General features: G+C 73.0%; 13 protein-coding genes and 3 pseudogenes. 10 read left to right on the top strand and 6 right to left on the bottom strand.

What is annotated here, in order from left to right; all coding sequences use genetic code 11:
• The 3 genes and pseudogenes from KUM32_RS23530 to KUM32_RS43715 all read right to left on the bottom strand — a co-directional run.
• Positions 1 to 200, bottom strand: a pseudogene (locus KUM32_RS23530) (hypothetical protein); the annotation flags it as partial.
• Positions 197 to 871 carry a virginiamycin B lyase gene (locus KUM32_RS43710; RefSeq protein ID WP_254406025.1) on the bottom strand — a complete coding sequence of 225 codons (675 nt, stop codon included), beginning with the start codon at positions 869 to 871 and terminating at the stop codon, positions 197 to 199. The gene KUM32_RS43710 and the pseudogene KUM32_RS23530, both read right to left, overlap by 4 nt.
• 261 nt (positions 872 to 1,132) lie before the next feature.
• Positions 1,133 to 1,813: pseudogene (locus tag KUM32_RS43715) on the bottom strand (alpha/beta hydrolase); the annotation flags it as partial.
• Between the two features lie 70 nt (positions 1,814 to 1,883).
• Here KUM32_RS43715 and KUM32_RS23540 point away from each other — a divergent pair.
• The 3 genes from KUM32_RS23540 (at position 1,884) to KUM32_RS23550 (ending at position 5,556) form a co-directional block, all read left to right on the top strand.
• Positions 1,884 to 2,600 (top strand): TetR/AcrR family transcriptional regulator, encoded by a 717-nt coding sequence (locus KUM32_RS23540; RefSeq protein WP_217143929.1) that lies wholly within the window; start codon positions 1,884 to 1,886, stop codon positions 2,598 to 2,600.
• A gap of 113 nt (positions 2,601 to 2,713) precedes the next feature.
• Complete coding sequence (locus tag KUM32_RS23545) at positions 2,714 to 3,913, top strand: AAA family ATPase (RefSeq protein ID WP_217143930.1); 1,200 nt, start codon at positions 2,714 to 2,716, stop codon at positions 3,911 to 3,913.
• Positions 3,914 to 3,936: 23 nt separating this feature from the next.
• A complete protein-coding gene (locus KUM32_RS23550; protein WP_217143931.1) occupies positions 3,937 to 5,556 on the top strand; it encodes a VWA domain-containing protein in 1,620 nt (539 codons plus the stop codon).
• Positions 5,557 to 5,587: 31 nt separating this feature from the next.
• Here the strand turns inward: KUM32_RS23550 and KUM32_RS23555 are convergent, their stop codons facing one another.
• From KUM32_RS23555 to KUM32_RS23565, 3 genes are all read right to left on the bottom strand, one after another.
• Positions 5,588 to 5,998, bottom strand: coding sequence for a YciI family protein (locus KUM32_RS23555; RefSeq protein ID WP_217143932.1), 411 nt, complete (start codon positions 5,996 to 5,998; stop codon positions 5,588 to 5,590).
• Between the two features lie 103 nt (positions 5,999 to 6,101).
• On the bottom strand, positions 6,102 to 6,629 hold the full coding sequence (locus KUM32_RS23560) for a hypothetical protein (protein WP_217143933.1): 528 nt from the start codon (positions 6,627 to 6,629) through the stop codon (positions 6,102 to 6,104).
• A gap of 134 nt (positions 6,630 to 6,763) precedes the next feature.
• A complete protein-coding gene (locus tag KUM32_RS23565) occupies positions 6,764 to 7,798 on the bottom strand; it encodes an STAS domain-containing protein (RefSeq protein ID WP_217143934.1) in 1,035 nt (344 codons plus the stop codon).
• A 417-nt stretch (positions 7,799 to 8,215) separates the two neighbouring features.
• On the opposite strand from KUM32_RS23565, the gene KUM32_RS23570 reads away from it, so the two are divergent.
• The 7 genes and pseudogenes from KUM32_RS23570 to KUM32_RS43720 form a co-directional block, all read left to right on the top strand.
• Positions 8,216 to 8,734, top strand: coding sequence for a hypothetical protein (locus KUM32_RS23570; protein ID WP_217143935.1), 519 nt, complete (start codon positions 8,216 to 8,218; stop codon positions 8,732 to 8,734).
• 121 nt (positions 8,735 to 8,855) lie between these two features.
• Entirely contained in the window at positions 8,856 to 9,704 is an 849-nt protein-coding gene (locus KUM32_RS23575) for a DUF4097 family beta strand repeat-containing protein (RefSeq protein ID WP_217143936.1), read from the top strand.
• Positions 9,705 to 9,766: 62 nt separating this feature from the next.
• Positions 9,767 to 10,759 (top strand): ATP-binding cassette domain-containing protein, encoded by a 993-nt coding sequence (locus KUM32_RS23580; protein ID WP_217143937.1) that lies wholly within the window; start codon positions 9,767 to 9,769, stop codon positions 10,757 to 10,759.
• Entirely contained in the window at positions 10,756 to 11,547 is a 792-nt protein-coding gene (locus KUM32_RS23585) for an ABC transporter permease (protein ID WP_217143938.1), read from the top strand. The genes KUM32_RS23580 and KUM32_RS23585 overlap by 4 nt, the downstream gene beginning before the upstream one ends.
• A gap of 300 nt (positions 11,548 to 11,847) precedes the next feature.
• A pseudogene (locus KUM32_RS23590) lies at positions 11,848 to 12,276 on the top strand (hypothetical protein); the annotation flags it as partial.
• A 338-nt stretch (positions 12,277 to 12,614) separates the two neighbouring features.
• Positions 12,615 to 12,833, top strand: a complete 219-nt coding sequence (locus tag KUM32_RS23595; protein ID WP_254406023.1) for a hypothetical protein — start codon at positions 12,615 to 12,617, stop codon at positions 12,831 to 12,833.
• A 208-nt stretch (positions 12,834 to 13,041) separates the two neighbouring features.
• Positions 13,042 to 14,274: FG-GAP-like repeat-containing protein (locus KUM32_RS43720; RefSeq protein ID WP_254406024.1), on the top strand; the 1,233-nt coding region annotated here is incomplete at its 3' end.

The following is a 14,274-nucleotide window of genomic DNA, read 5'->3' on the forward strand; positions in this document are numbered from 1 at the left end:
AGCGCCGGGTAGCCGAGCGCGATGAGCGTACGGACCTGCCGGTCGAACTCGGCGGCGGGGTCGAAGGCGGGGGAGCCGGTGGCGGGGGCGGTGGGGGAGACGGCGGTGGCGGCGGAGTGCGTCCGGCCGGTCGAGCGGGTTCCTTCCGTGGAGTCCCGTACGAGGCGGGTGGGGGCGACACGGGGCTCGGGAGCGGTCACTCGGGGACCTCGATCCTGGCCAGGGAGCCGGTTTCCAGGGCGCACCACAGGGCGCCGTCGTGCGGGGCGATGCCGTGCGGTTCGCTGTCGGGGCGGGAGAGCGCGTACGCGGTGATCCGGCCGTCGACGGTGATCCGGCCGACCCGGCCACTGCCCCACTCGGTGAACCAGAGCGCGCCGTCGGGACCGGCCGTGACGGCGTGCGGCCTGGCCGCGGGGTCGGGCAGCGGGTGCTCGGTGATGTCGCCGTCCACGGTGATCCTGCCGATCCGCCCGGCCCCGATCTCGGTGAACCACAGCGCGCCGTCGGGTCCCGCGGTGATGCCCACCGGAGCGGCGGACGCGGTCGGCAGGGGATGGGCGGTGCCGTGGCCGTCCGTGGTGAGCCGCCCCACGGCGTTGCCCTGGTTGAGGGTGCACCACAGGGCCCCGTCCGGGCCGGCCGTGAGGGCGGACGGGAAGGCGCCGGGCGCCGGGAACTCGGTGACCTCGCCGTCCGTCGTGACGCGGCCGACGCGGTCGGCCGAGGAGAGCGTGAACCACATGGCCCCGTCCGGCCCGGCGACGATCCCGAACGGCCCGCCCTCGGGGGTCAGGGGCGCGAAGGAGGAGTAGGAACCGTCGGGGGTGATGCGGCCGATGCGGTGCGCCCGGTACTCGGTGAACCACATCGCCCCGTCCGGGCCCCGTGCGATCACGGTCGGCCCGGCCCCGACCGGATGCACGGTGACCGACCCGTCGTCCGGGTCCCGGCGGGCCACGGCGTCCTGGTGGACGAGGGTGAACCAGAGGGCGCCGTCCGGCCCTTCGGCGAGGGCGTAGGGGCCGGCGTCCGGGCCGCTGACGGTGAACTCCCGGACGGGGTCGGCGAGGAGGCGCCCGACCTCCTCGAACAGGGTGCGGCCGTCCTCCTCGGAGAGGTGGAAGGCGTGCTTCATGCCCGCGTGGACGCGCAGGTCCACGCTCACCCCGGCGGCCTGCGCGGCCCGGGCGAACCGGCGGGCGTCGTCCAGCAGCACCTCGTCCCCGCCGACCGCGACGAGCAGCGGCGGCAGCCCGCGCGGATCGCCGTACAGCGGTGACTGCGGCGCCTCGGTGGCGGACGCGCCGGCGAGGTACTGGGCGCAGACGGAGGTGAGGACGGTCCGGTCGATGACGTCCTTGCCGTCGTTGGCCGTCAGGGAGGCGCCGGTGAGTGCCAGGTCGGTGACCGGTGAGACGACGACGGCGGCGCCGGGCCCGGGCCCGCCGGTCCGCTCGATCTCCAGCAGGGCGGACAGGACGAGCGTCGCCCCGGCCGACTCGCCGAAGAACGCCACGCGCGCCGCGGGAACGCCCTGCTCCAGCACGCTCCGCCAGGCGGCGAGGACGTCCTCCAGGGCCGCCGGGTACGGATGGGCGGGCGCCAGCCGGTAGTCCACCCGCAGCACGGGCCGTCCGGTGGCCCGCGACAGCCGGCGGGCGAGGGCCCGCTCGGCCTCGGGCGCGGTGTGGACGAACCCGCCACCGTGCACGTAGATGACGACGCCGTGTCCGCGGTCCCCGGCGCCGGACGCGCTCACCCAGTCGAGCGCGGTGTTCCCTTCGGTGGTACCCTCGATAAATTTTTTCATCGGTAGTAACTTTACGCAGGGCCGCTTCTGGGCGTCAATATAAAAATACTACCGAGGTAAACTTACTCCCATGGACCCGAACACCACGGCCTCGAACACCACGGCCTCGGACACCACGGCCTCGGACACCAGGGGCTGGAACCCCACGGCCCCCCACGCACCGGCGCTGGGCCTGCGCGAGACCAAGAAGCGTGAGACGCGGCAGCTGATCTCCGACAGGGCGACCAGGCTCTTCATCGAGCAGGGCTTCGAGCGCACGACGATCGCCGAGATCGCCGACGCCGCCCGCGTCGCGAAGAAGACGGTGACGAACTACTTCCCGCGCAAGGAGGACCTGGCCCTCGACCACCAGGAGGAGTTCGTCGCCGCTCTCGCCGGCACCGTGGCCGCGCGCGAACCGGGCGAGACCCCCCTGACGGCCCTGCGCCGCGCCTTCCTGGCGGCCGTGGCCGCCCAGGACCCCGTCGCGGGCTTCGCCGGACCCGCCTTCACCCGCATGATCGCCGACAGCCCGACCCTCTCGTCCTGTCTGCGCGGCCTCCACGACCGGCGCGAGGAGGCGCTTGCCGTGGCCCTCGCCGACATGACGGCCACCCCGCCCGACGACATCACGCCCCGCACGGCGGCGGCCCTGCTCGGCGGCGTCCACCGCGTCCTGTTCACCCGCATCCAGCAGCTCACGCTGGCCGGGCGCACCAACCCGGAGATCGCGCAGGTGCTGGCGCAGGAGGCTCCGAAGGCGTTCGACCTGCTGACCCCGGCCCTCGCGGAGTACGGACGCTCCTGACCGGACCCCCCGGTGAAGCGTCCCGGTGAAGTTATCTTGCTCTGGAGGAAGGGCCGTTGGGCCGATGGGGCGCCGGGGCCGGGGCGAGGAGCCGAGGAGCCGAGGAGTCGAGGATGGGCGCACAGGAGGAGCAGGACACGGCCAGCAGGCTGCGGGCGATCAGCGGCGAGCTGGCCGACCGCTTCTACGAGCGGGCCGACGTGGTGCGGACGCTGCTGGTGACGCTGCTGGCCGGGCAGCACTCCCTGGTGCTCGGCCCGCCCGGAACGGCGAAGTCCGAGATGGCCCGGGAACTCACGGGCCGGATCGAGGGAGCGTCCTACTGGGAGATCCTCCTGTCCAAGTTCACCGCGCCGACCAGGATGTTCGGCCCCATCGACGTCGCCGCGCTGGCCCGCGGCGAGTACCGCCAGGTCTACGACGGCCGCGCCACGACCGCGCACGTCGCGTTCATCGACGAGATCTTCAAGTGCTCCACGGCGGCGCTGAACGAGACGCTGGGCTACCTCAACGAGCGCATCTACCACCCCGAGAGCGGCGGTGAGCCGATCCGCTGCCCCCTGATCGGGGCCATCACGGCCAGCAACGAACTGCCCGCCGGCGAGGACTCCGCCGCGATCTACGACCGGCTGCTGGTGCGGATCGAGGTCGGGTACCTGGAAGACCCCTCCAACTTCGCCGCGCTGGTCCGCTCCGCCGTCAGCCGCCCGGCGGCACCGTCCCGGACCACCGTCGAACTGGCCGAGTTGCAGCACGCCGTGTCCGCGGCCGTCCCGGCCGTGGACGTGCCCGACGCGATCGTGGACGCGGTGTGCACGCTGCGGGCCGCCCTGCGCCGCAAGGAGCTCGTCGCCTCCGACCGCCGCTGGCGGCAGGCGGTCGGCCTGCTCCAGGCGTCCGCGTACCTCGACGGCCGCCCGGCGGTCTCCGAGGCCGACCTGTCGGTGCTGACCCACGTGCTGTGGAACTCCCCCGCCGAACGCCCGGCCGTCGAGCGCGAGGTGCTGCAACTGATCAACCCCGACGCCAGGGAGGCCCTCGACCTGGCCGACGTCATCGACGAGTTGGAGGCCCAGCTCGACGCCATGGCCGGGCAGTCCCGCGAGGCGCTGAGCGAGTGGGTCATCAAGAAGGCCCACAACCAGCTCGCCATGGCGGGCAAACGGCTGGAGAGGCTGCGCGCGGAGGCGGCGAGCGCCGGACGCTCCACCACCACCCTCGACCGGGTCACCGGCCGCCAGCGCGCCGTCCGCGCCCGCGTCCTCACCGAGGCGCTCGGCATGGACGCGAGCATGGTCCAGGCGCAACTCTGAACACCGGGACGGGGATCGGGACCATGGACGGGACACCGAGCGGACTCGACGAGCTGGCGGCCCGGGCCGGGACGTGGCTCGCCCGGTCCGGCGCCGCTCCCGAGCGGCACACCGCGGCCGTGGCCGCGGACCGGTTCGACCGGATCGCGTGGCGCGACACCTACGAGCAGTCGGCCGCGCTGCGCGACCTGGCCGGGGAACTGCACGGGCGCCACGACCACGCCACCGACCTCCTGTCCGACGTGTTCCTCGCCGCCTACAAGGTCCGCCCGCGGCTGCGCGGGCACGCGGAGATGGACGCGTCCCGGCTGGTCAACCACCAGGTCGTCACGGCCCTGGTGGAGTCACCGGGGTTCGCCGAGCTGCACCGGGAGACGGCCGGCGACCCCTACGCCGCCGCCATGGCCGTACTCGCCCAGGCCCCCGCGCTGCGCCGGATGCTGGAGGAGTCCAGGGACGCCCAGGAACGGGTCGGGCAGGCGGAGAGGGCCCGGCAGGACGCGGAGGGCGCGGCCACCGCCGTGGGCGAGGCGCTCCGGCAGGCCGCCGACGAGGCCGACGAGGACGGGACCGTGCCCGCCCCGGCCGCCGACGCCGTACAGCGGGCGGTCGAGGCCGCCGAGGCCGCCGAGGCCACCGCACGGCGGGCCGCCCGGGACGCCGCGCCGGCCCGCGCGGCGGCGGCCCCCGGCATCCGCGCCGCCGCGCGGCACGCGACGGCGACGGCGGCCAGGGCCACGCGGGAGGAGGCCGCCCTGATGCGGGCGTGGGGCGTCGGTTCCGGCGAACTGGAGCGGATGCCGTACGACGAGCGCGCACGGCTCGCCGAGCGGCTGCGCACCGGCCGTCTCGCGCGGTGGGCCGAGCTGATCGGCCGCTTCCGGCAGATGGCCGCCGGGGAGCGCGCCCGCAAGGTGGAGAACGCCCCCGGGGAGCTGGTCGGCGTCACCCTCGGCGACGACCTCTCCCGCCTCGTCCCCTCCGAGCTCGCGGTCCTCGGCCTGCCCGAGCTGCGCGCGGTGTTCGCCGCACGCTACGCCGCCGGGGAACTGATGCTCTACGACAGTCAGGGAGAGCAGCCCACCGGCAAGGGCGCCGTCATCGCGTGCGTGGACACCTCGCACTCGATGTACGAGGCGGGGCCCGGCGGGGTCACCCGGGAGGCGTGGGCCAAGGCGTGCGCCCTGGCGCTGCTGGACCAGGCCCGCCACGCCGGGCGCGACTTCGTCGGCATCCTGTTCTCCGCCGCCGACAAGCTCCAGGTCTTCCGCTTCCCGGCCGCCGAGCCCGCCGGTACCTTGCGCGTCCTGGACTTCGCGGAGACCTTCCTCGGCGGCGGCACCAGCTACCAGAGGCCGCTGACCGCGGCGAGGGAAGTGCTGGAGGAGGAGTTCGACGACGCCGCCCGCGCACGCGGCGACATCGTGATGCTCACCGACGACGACTGCGGTGTCACCGAGGACTGGATGCGCGGCTGGAACGACGCCAAGCGCCGGTTGGGGTTCCGGGTCTTCGGCGTGGCCGTCGGCGCACCTCGCGTCGGCGAGGCCGACTCGGTCCTGGACGCCCTGTGCGACAACCTCCGCTCCGTCGAGGACCTCACCGACGTCCACGCCGCCGCCGACCTCTTCCGCGTGATCTGACCAGGTCGGCTCGTCACCCCGTGCACAGGGGTCACTCCGTGACGGTGGTGGACGACGCGTTCAGGAACGGGCGCACTTCGAGCCACTCGTGGATCGGCCTGCCGCCGGCCCCGGGGGCGGCGGACAGTTCCCCGGCCAGTTCGACGGCGCGCTCGTAGCTGCCGACGTCGATGACCATCCAGCCGGCGACGAGGTCCTTGGTCTCCGCGAACGGGCCGTCGGTGACCGGCGGGCGTCCCTCGCCGTCGTAGCGGACCCACGCTCCCTCGGGGGCGAGCGCCGTGCTGTCGACGAACTCGCCGGTCCTCTTCAGCCGGGCCGCGAAGTCGTTCATGTACCGCACGTGCGCCGAGATCTCCTCCGGGGTCCACTGGTCCATCGGTACGTCGTTGACCGGGGCCGGGGCGCCGCGGTAGTGCTTCAGCAGCAGGTACTTGGCCATGGTGGTTCTCCTCCGTGCCGGTGCGGCCCAAGGCGGCCGCCTTCACCCCGAGGAGGGAGCCGGACGGGTGTTCCCGACATCGCCGCCGGACTGTCCGGGGTTTTCAGCCGGCCCACTCCCGCAGCAGTTTCTCCCGCTCCGCCGCCCGCGGCGACCCGCCCTCCCACGTACGGCCCCACCGCGTCATCGCCGCCAGCGTCGTGGCCATCGTCGCGGCGCCCCCGGTGAGGCGGGCCAGGAGGGCGCGGGAGAGATCGACCTCCGCCGGGGAGTAGCCGACGGCCGCGGCCACGTAGGCCGCCAGTGCGTGGTCGCCGTCGCGTGTTTCCACGCCCACCGTCATCATCGCCGGAGCGGCGTCCGCACGGCCCATGCCCACGGGCACCACCATGTTCACCACCGTGCCCACCACCAGGTCCTTGACCGCGCCGGCCTGCCGGGTCAGGGACTTCACGGGGACGTCGGTCACGGTCAGGGCCCGCACGTCCTCCCACAGGTAGAGGCCGGACTGCCCGTCGCCGAGGGCCATGACGCCCTCGGGGGTCAGCCGGACCCCGGGAGCCAGCCCGGACGGCTTCGCGCCCACGTACACGTCGCCCTCGGCGATCCAGAACAGGCCCACCATGGCCATGGCTTACTCACTTCTCGACACGACGGTTGCCCACACGACGGCACCGACGCCAGGCCACACATCAGATGATCAGGACGCCCCCGCAACAACCGGAGCAGCCGGAATATTCCCACGTCCCGGGCCTCGTCCGTCGGTCACCGGCCCGCCGGGGACAGCCCCTCGGCCGACAGGACCAGCAGGCAGGGGGCGACAGGGCCGGGCAGGCCGACGACCTCTCCCATGTTCCGCCAGCCCCAGGACGAGAAGGCGGCCTGTCCGGCCCGGTCGGCCGGGTGGAGCAGGGTGACGCCGAGGGAGGAGTGCAGGTCGGTGAGGAGGCGGTGCTGCAGGCGGAGGCCGATGTCGCGGTGCTGGGCGTGCGGATGGGCCACGACCTGGGTGAGGACGACGAACCGCGCGCGGGAGGTGAGCCGCTGGACGATCGCCCGCAGCCTCCCGTCGCACTCCCGGTGCCCGCAGCCGTCACCGTCCACCGGAAAACCGAAGGCGCAGCCGACCAGCACCGTCGTCTCGGCGACCAGCAGCGCGAAGCCGGGACGGTGGGCACTGGCCGCCAGGCGGCGCAGGAAGTCCCCGCGGTCGTGGTACGCCTCGCCGGACGCACCCGCGACGGACTCCGCGGCCAGGTCCGCGATGTCCTCGCGCACCCCGTCGGCCTGCCAACGGGTCAGCCGGCGAACGCGGACACCGTCCATGAGGTCCGGCTGGTCCGGATGGCCGGGCCGGCCCGGCCGGTGAGCGGTGTGCCCGTGCGGCCCGGGCTGCCCGCCCCGCGCGAGGCCGCCGTACGCTGCGGGCTGCTCGGGGCGCACGGGTTCCGCGAGGAGCGGCGAAGCGGGTCCGGTGGCGGTGAGGAGCCGGGTGATCTGCGCGCGGGGACGGTGCAGGCGCAGACAGGCGTGCACCCGGCGGGCGCGCTGTGACGCCGACAGGAGGACGTCCAGGCCCCTGGCGTCGCAGGAGCCGACCCCGGCCAGGTCGACGTCGATGACGGTGACGCCGTCCAGCAGGCACTGCTCCAGCGCGGCCCGTAGCAGCGGTGTCGTGGCCGGCCCGATGTCGCCGGTGAGCGTGACGAGTGTCCGCTCACCCCGGTTGCGCCGGTGGATGTCCAGCCGGGACGGCCCCCTGGGGCGCTTGGCCGAAGTGGCTCCGATCGCGGCGGACATGATGCCGACCTGCCTGTCTCCGCGCCGGCCCTGGGACCGGCCCGGGCGTTCGTCACTCGCCGAGGACGACCCCGCGTGGTGGCCGGAGTGCGCGATGCCCTCGGTACCTCAACCGTACGTCGCCCCGGCAGGGGGACGCGCGGCAGGCGCGGGGTCTCCGGCACGGAAGCGCCTGACGCCGCGGCGCCTGATGGCGCCCTGTGGCATCACCCGGCATCACTGGGCATCACCCGGTGCCAAGTGGCGCCAAGTGGTGCCACATCACGCCTTCCAGTTCCGCGTCAACACGCTGACGCCACCGTCCCACCGGCCACCTCCTGCGCGTTTCCGCAGGTCAGAGCCGCCTCCCTGAACTCACTCCCGAACAGGTGCCACTCACCCTTGCGCATGGCGCCATTGCGGTGCCATCATGGCGTCATGGACCTCACCCCGTATGTCGACACCCTCCGCCGCGAACTCGCGGTGGCCGCCGAAGCCGGCGGTGACGATGCCCGCGAGCTGGCCGAGAGGCTCACCGCCCCGCTGGAGTCGGCGACCCGGCTGACCCTGCTGAACGTGCTCTCCGCCGCGATGGACGAGATCACCCGCGAACTCGCCCCCGGCTCGGTCGACGTACGGCTGCGGGGCCTCGACCCCGACTTCGTGGTGACCCCGCCGCCGGCCGAGGGTGCCGCCCCGGCGGAGCCGGTCGCGCCCGCCGAACCGCTCAGGACCCCGGCGCCGGCCGACGGCGACGAGGGCGGCACCGCCCGCGTCAACCTGCGGCTGCCGGCCCACCTCAAGACCCGTGCCGAGGAGGCGGCGAGCCGCGAGGGGCTGTCGGTCAACGCCTGGCTGGTGCGGGCCGTGTCGGCCGCGGTCGACGGCGGCACCCGGCCCCGTACGACGGAGAAGGCCCAGACCGTCGGCCAGGGCTTCACGGGCTGGGTGCGCTAGCCGCGCCGCCGCACCACGTCACCGCACCACCTCGCCACACCGCACCTCACCCCGCACCACTTCACCCACACCACGTCCCACCAGCGGGGACGCCCTGAAGACCCAAGAGGACGGGACAGCCATGCCTTCTTTCGACACTCCCGAACCGATCTCGGCCACGGCGCACGTGGAGGCCGGTTCCATCCAGTTCACCGCGACCGACCGCCTCGACACCGTCGTCGAGGTGCGGCCCCGCGACCCGAAGAAGGACCAGGACGTACGGGCGGCCGACCAGACGGAGGTCACGTACGCGGGCGGTGCGCTCACCATCAGGACACCCAAGGCCAATCTGTTCGGCCTCGGTCGCACCGGCACCGTGGACGTGACGGTCGACCTGCCCTCGGGCTCGCGCATCGACATGACCGGCGCCTGGGCCCAGGTGCTCGGCGAGGGCCGGCTCGGCGAGGTCCGCGTGAAGACCTCGTCCGGTGACGTCCGCCTCGACGCCACCGGCCCGCTGCACCTGAAGGCGTCACACGGCTCGATCACCGTGGACCGCGTCGAGGGCGCGGCCGAGATCACCACCAGCTCCGGCAGTCTGCGCGTCGGCCTCCTCGACGGCCCCGCCGTCCTGAAGAACTCGCACGGCACCACGACCGTCGGCGCGGCGACCGGCGAGCTGCGGGTGAGCGGCGCCAACGGCGACATCGACATCCGGCGCGCCGAGGACTCGGTCACCGCCACCACCGCCCACGGCGCCCTGCGGGTGGGGGACGTGGCCCGCGGCACCGTCCAGCTGGAGACCTCCTACGGCGCCATCGAGGTCGGCGTCCGCGAGGGCACGGCCGCCTGGCTCGACGTCCACTCGGCTGCCGGGCAGGTGCGCAACACGCTCACCGCGTCCGAGGCCCCGGAGGAGGCCGAGGACACCGTCAAGGTGCGCGCCCGCACCCGGCACGGCAACATCGACGTCCGCCGCGCCAGGATCTGAACACCCGCCCCGCCGGCTCACCCCCTCACCTCATTCACCTCACCCTTCGAACGGAGGGCTCCATGCCTTCATCTGTCATGCCCACGCCCAGGTCGGGAGACGGTGCGCACGCGCCCGTCGCCGTCTCCGCCGTCGGCCTGCGCAAGTCGTACGGCGACAAGACCGTCCTCGACGGCATCGACCTGCGCATCCCGGCCGGGTCCGTGTTCGCCCTGCTCGGCCCGAACGGCGCCGGCAAGACCACCACAGTGAAGATCCTCTCCACGCTCGTCACCGCCGACGGCGGGCAGGCCCAGGTCGCCGGTCACGACATCGCCACGTCACCGGACGGGGTGCGGGCCGCGATCGGTGTCACCGGGCAGTTCTCCGCCGTGGACGGACTGATCACCGGCGAGGAGAACATGCTCCTGATGGCGGACCTGCACCACCTGTCCAGGCGCGAGGGACGACGGGTCGCCGCCGAACTGCTGGAGCGCTTCGACCTCGAGGAGGCCGCGAAGAAGCCCGCCTCCACCTACTCCGGCGGCATGAAGCGCCGCCTCGACATCGCCATGACCCTGGTCGGGAACCCGCGGATCATCTTCCTCGACGAGCCGACCACCGGCCTCGACCCCCGCAGCCGCCACAACATGTGGCAGATCATCCGCGAGCTCGTCACGGGTGGCGTCACCGTCTTCCTCACCACCCAGTACCTGGAGGAGGCCGACGAGCTCGCCGACCGCATCGCCGTGCTCAACGACGGCAGGATCGCCGCGGAGGGAAGCGCCGAGGAGCTGAAGCGGCTGATCCCCGGCGGCCACGTGCGACTGCGCTTCACCGACCCGTCCGCGTACCGGAGCGCCGCCTCCGCGCTGCGCGAGGTCACGCGGGACGACGAGGCACTGGCCCTGCGGGTTCCCAGCGACGGCAGCCAGCGCGAGCTGCGCTCCCTCCTCGACCTGCTGGACTCCGCCGGCGTCGAGGCGGACGAGCTGACCGTGCACACCCCCGACCTCGACGACGTGTTCTTCGCCCTGACCGGCGGCACCGACCAGCCCAAGGAGGCTGTCCGATGAGCTCTCTCTCCCTGGCCGTGCGCGACTCGTCCACGATGCTGCGCCGCAACCTCCTGCACGCGCGCCGCTACCCGTCCCTCACCCTGAACCTGCTGCTCACGCCGGTCATGCTCCTGCTGCTCTTCGTCTACATCTTCGGCGAGGTGATGAGCGCGGGCATCGGGGACGGCGGGGCCGACCGTTCCGAGTACATCGCCTACCTGGTGCCGGGCCTGCTGCTGATGACCATCGGCAGCACCACGATCGGCACCGCGGTGTCCGTCTCCATGGACATGACCGAGGGCATCATCGCCCGCTTCCGCACGATGGCCATCCACCGGGCGTCGGTACTCATCGGACACGTCCTGGGCAGCGTGGTGCAGTCGGTCCTGAGCGTGCTCCTCGTCGGCGCCGTCGGCGCGGCCATCGGCTTCCGCTCCACGGACGCCACCGCCCTGGAGTGGCTCGCGGCGTTCGGGCTGCTGGTGCTCTTCACCCTGGCGCTCACCTGGATCGCGGTCGGCATGGGCCTGGTCAGCCCGAACGCCGAGGCGGCCAGCAACAACGCGATGCCGCTGATCTTCCTCCCCCTCATCTCCAGCACCTTCGTCCCGGTCGACGCGATGCCGGGCTGGTTCCAGCCGGTCGCCGAGTACCAGCCGTTCACGCCGGCCATCGAGACCCTGCGCGGGCTGCTGCTGGGCACCGAGATCGGGCACAACGGGTGGCTCGCGGTCGCCTGGTGCCTGGCCCTCACCGCGCTCGGCTACTTCTGGTCGAAGGCGGTCTTCAACCGCGACCCGAAGTAGCCGGGGCCGACGGCGGGGGGACGGCCCTCCCGCGGCCCGTCCCACCCGAGGGCGGCGTACTCCGACACCACGTCGGCGTACGCCGCCCTCGTGTGTCGACGTCCCCAGGCCGCCGCTGACCTGCGCATGTCCGACGTTCTCGCCATCATGGCGCCACCGCCGGCACGGTGACGCCAAAAATGATTCGCAATGGCATCATGCATGCGCCATAATGGCACCATGGAACGGGGCGGCCCCGCCTCTCGGCCTCGCGGTCGAGGGGCGCGCTCCACACACTGAGCGATCAAAGGGGTGGGGACCATGGACGCGGCGCAGAGCCGACAGCAGACGGCGCCCGGCGCCCTCACCGCCTTCGCCCGCTTCGTACTCTGCGGCGGCGGGGTGGGACTCGCCTCCAGCTTCGCCGTGGTGGGCCTCGCCGCCTGGATCCCCTGGGCCCTGGCCAACGCCGTGATCACCGTGGTCTCCACGCTCCTCGCCACCGAACTGCACGCCCGCTTCACCTTCGGCGCGGGAGGGCGCGCGACCTGGCGCCAGCACGCCCAGTCGGCCGGTTCCGCGGCGGCCGCGTACGCGGTCACCTGCGCGGCGATGCTCGCCCTGTACGAGCTGGTGGCGGCGCCCGGCGCGGTGCTGGAGCAGGCCGTCTACCTGTCCGCCTCCGCACTCGCCGGTGTCGCGCGGTTCGCGGTCCTGCGCCTGGTCGTCTTCGCCCGCAACCACGCGCGGACGGCGGTCCCCGACAGCGGCGGGGTCATCTCCAGCGACTGCGCCGGAACCGCCCCCAGCCGTCCCTGCCCGGCCTCGGTGTCACCCCCGGCGACCTCGCGGCCGTTCCCAGGCGCCCGCGATGGCGGACACCGGCCGACCACCACCGCACCCGCGGCACGCGGACGCCGCTCCGGCGCTCTCCACACTCCCCGTTGCGCACTCACGCAGTCCTCGAAGGCTCCTGCGCCTGAGGGGAGGGCGCTGACCCTCCCGCGACGGCGGGCCGCACGCTGTGAGCCCGGCCACGCGAGGAGCGCCGACACCGCCCGCGTCGACGGCGCGTGCAAGATGAGCGTATGAGCCCTGCATTAAGCCGGATGGCCGGCACGGCAACCCTCCTGACCGGTATCGCCGTCGCGTTCTGGGTGGTCTTCGGCCGTCCTCAGGACTGGGAGGGCGATATGAGGTGGCTCCGTCACGGCCTCGCGCTGGGAACGCTGGGAGCGATCAGCCTCGGCGCTCGACTGATGTTTCCCGACGGCGAAGCGGACGCTCCGGACACCGCGTCCGACTAGACCGGCGGAACGGCTGTGAGCCAGCGTCACCTGGGGCCGGTGAACCACGGCTCCGTAGGCCTCCGGCGGACGCGCTCGTGCCCGTGCGGGCCGGCTGCCGCGACGGGTGGAAGCACTGTCCGACCTGTCAGGTAGGGTGCGGCACCTCAGACGGCAGGAGCCCCGCGAAGCGCAGTGGTACCGCCGTCACGGCGATCCTGGGGGGATCATGCGGACAAGAATCGTTCTACGCCGGTACGTGGGGATGGGGGCCGCCGCGGCCGTGCTGGCACTGGGAGGGGTAGGGGCCGCGGGATCCGCGACCTCGGCGCAGGCGGCGGAGCCGCAGCAGCGCATCGTGTACTCGGAATCGACGACCGTCGACGGCATGCTGTCGTTTTCCCTGGTGTCGATGAACGCGGACGGTTCCGACCGCCGGACCCTGGTCCCGACGGGCGAGGGACTACCGAAGGCCGAGTACAGCAGCCCCGTCTTCTCGCCCGACGGGCGGTACATGGCGTTCATCAGCGAGGACGGCTACGGGGACATCTGGGTCGCCAACCCCGACGGCAGCGGAGCGCGGCCTGTCGTCATGGACGTCCAGGACCCCGACGGGTGGGTGACCCAGCTCGCCTGGGGTGCGAACAGCGACATGCTCTACCTGGGCTTCCAGGCCAAACCCGGTAACGACCGCCTTCGGCTGATGAAGGTCAACCTCGACGGCAGCGGGCTCGACTACGTCCTGCCCGACCAACCGCACGTGTTCGACAGCCAGCCCTCGGTCGCCCCGAACGGCACACTGGCCTTCCTGCACGGCAGCACCATCCAGCTCTACGACCCGCGCCTGGGCGGTACACCCACGTCCCTCACTTCTGGCCTCCAGCCCGCCTACTCACCGGACGGCACCAAGCTCGCCTTCATCGAGTTCTCGTCGCAGGGACTCCAGGTCTTCGTCCGCGACCTGGCGAGTGGCAAGGAGACGCAGATCACGGAGGACCCCGGAGGGGTGATGTACCCGTCCTGGTCGCCCGACGGCAGCAAGCTGGCCTACCTCGCCGGCGGCACGGACATGCGGCTGACGGTGCACTCCGCCACCGCTGCCGGGGGCCGGGGCACAGCGATCACCAGTGCCGACGTCCAGGGTGCGGGACGTCCTACGTGGGTCATCCCGGCCCGCACTTCCAACCCGGGCGCGGACCTGTCCGGTGACGGTAGGGCGGATCTGGTGGCCCGGGATGGTTCGGGTGTGCTGTGGCTGTACAGGGGGACGGGTGATGCGTCGGCTCCCTACGCCGCCCGGTTGAGGGTTGGTGGGGGTTGGGGTGCGTATGGCTTGTTGACGTCGTCGGGTGATGTGTCCGGTGACGGTAGGGCGGACCTGGTGGCCCGGGATGGTTCGGGTGTGCTGTGGCTGTACAGGGGGACGGGTGATGCGTCCGCTCCCTACGCCGCCCGGTTGAGG

Source organism: Streptomyces sp. AC627_RSS907 (assembly GCF_019049165.1).

Coding starts and splice junctions, on each gene's coding strand:
- KUM32_RS43710 (WP_254406025.1), bottom strand. CDS start 871: ATGTGGTTCACCGAGTACCGGGCGCACCGCATCGGCCGCATCACCCCC.
- KUM32_RS23540 (WP_217143929.1), top strand. CDS start 1,884: ATGGACCCGAACACCACGGCCTCGAACACCACGGCCTCGGACACCACG.
- KUM32_RS23545 (WP_217143930.1), top strand. CDS start 2,714: ATGGGCGCACAGGAGGAGCAGGACACGGCCAGCAGGCTGCGGGCGATC.
- KUM32_RS23550 (WP_217143931.1), top strand. CDS start 3,937: ATGGACGGGACACCGAGCGGACTCGACGAGCTGGCGGCCCGGGCCGGG.
- KUM32_RS23555 (WP_217143932.1), bottom strand. CDS start 5,998: ATGGCCAAGTACCTGCTGCTGAAGCACTACCGCGGCGCCCCGGCCCCG.
- KUM32_RS23560 (WP_217143933.1), bottom strand. CDS start 6,629: ATGGCCATGGTGGGCCTGTTCTGGATCGCCGAGGGCGACGTGTACGTG.
- KUM32_RS23565 (WP_217143934.1), bottom strand. CDS start 7,798: ATGTCCGCCGCGATCGGAGCCACTTCGGCCAAGCGCCCCAGGGGGCCG.
- KUM32_RS23570 (WP_217143935.1), top strand. CDS start 8,216: ATGGACCTCACCCCGTATGTCGACACCCTCCGCCGCGAACTCGCGGTG.
- KUM32_RS23575 (WP_217143936.1), top strand. CDS start 8,856: ATGCCTTCTTTCGACACTCCCGAACCGATCTCGGCCACGGCGCACGTG.
- KUM32_RS23580 (WP_217143937.1), top strand. CDS start 9,767: ATGCCTTCATCTGTCATGCCCACGCCCAGGTCGGGAGACGGTGCGCAC.
- KUM32_RS23585 (WP_217143938.1), top strand. CDS start 10,756: ATGAGCTCTCTCTCCCTGGCCGTGCGCGACTCGTCCACGATGCTGCGC.
- KUM32_RS23595 (WP_254406023.1), top strand. CDS start 12,615: ATGAGCCCTGCATTAAGCCGGATGGCCGGCACGGCAACCCTCCTGACC.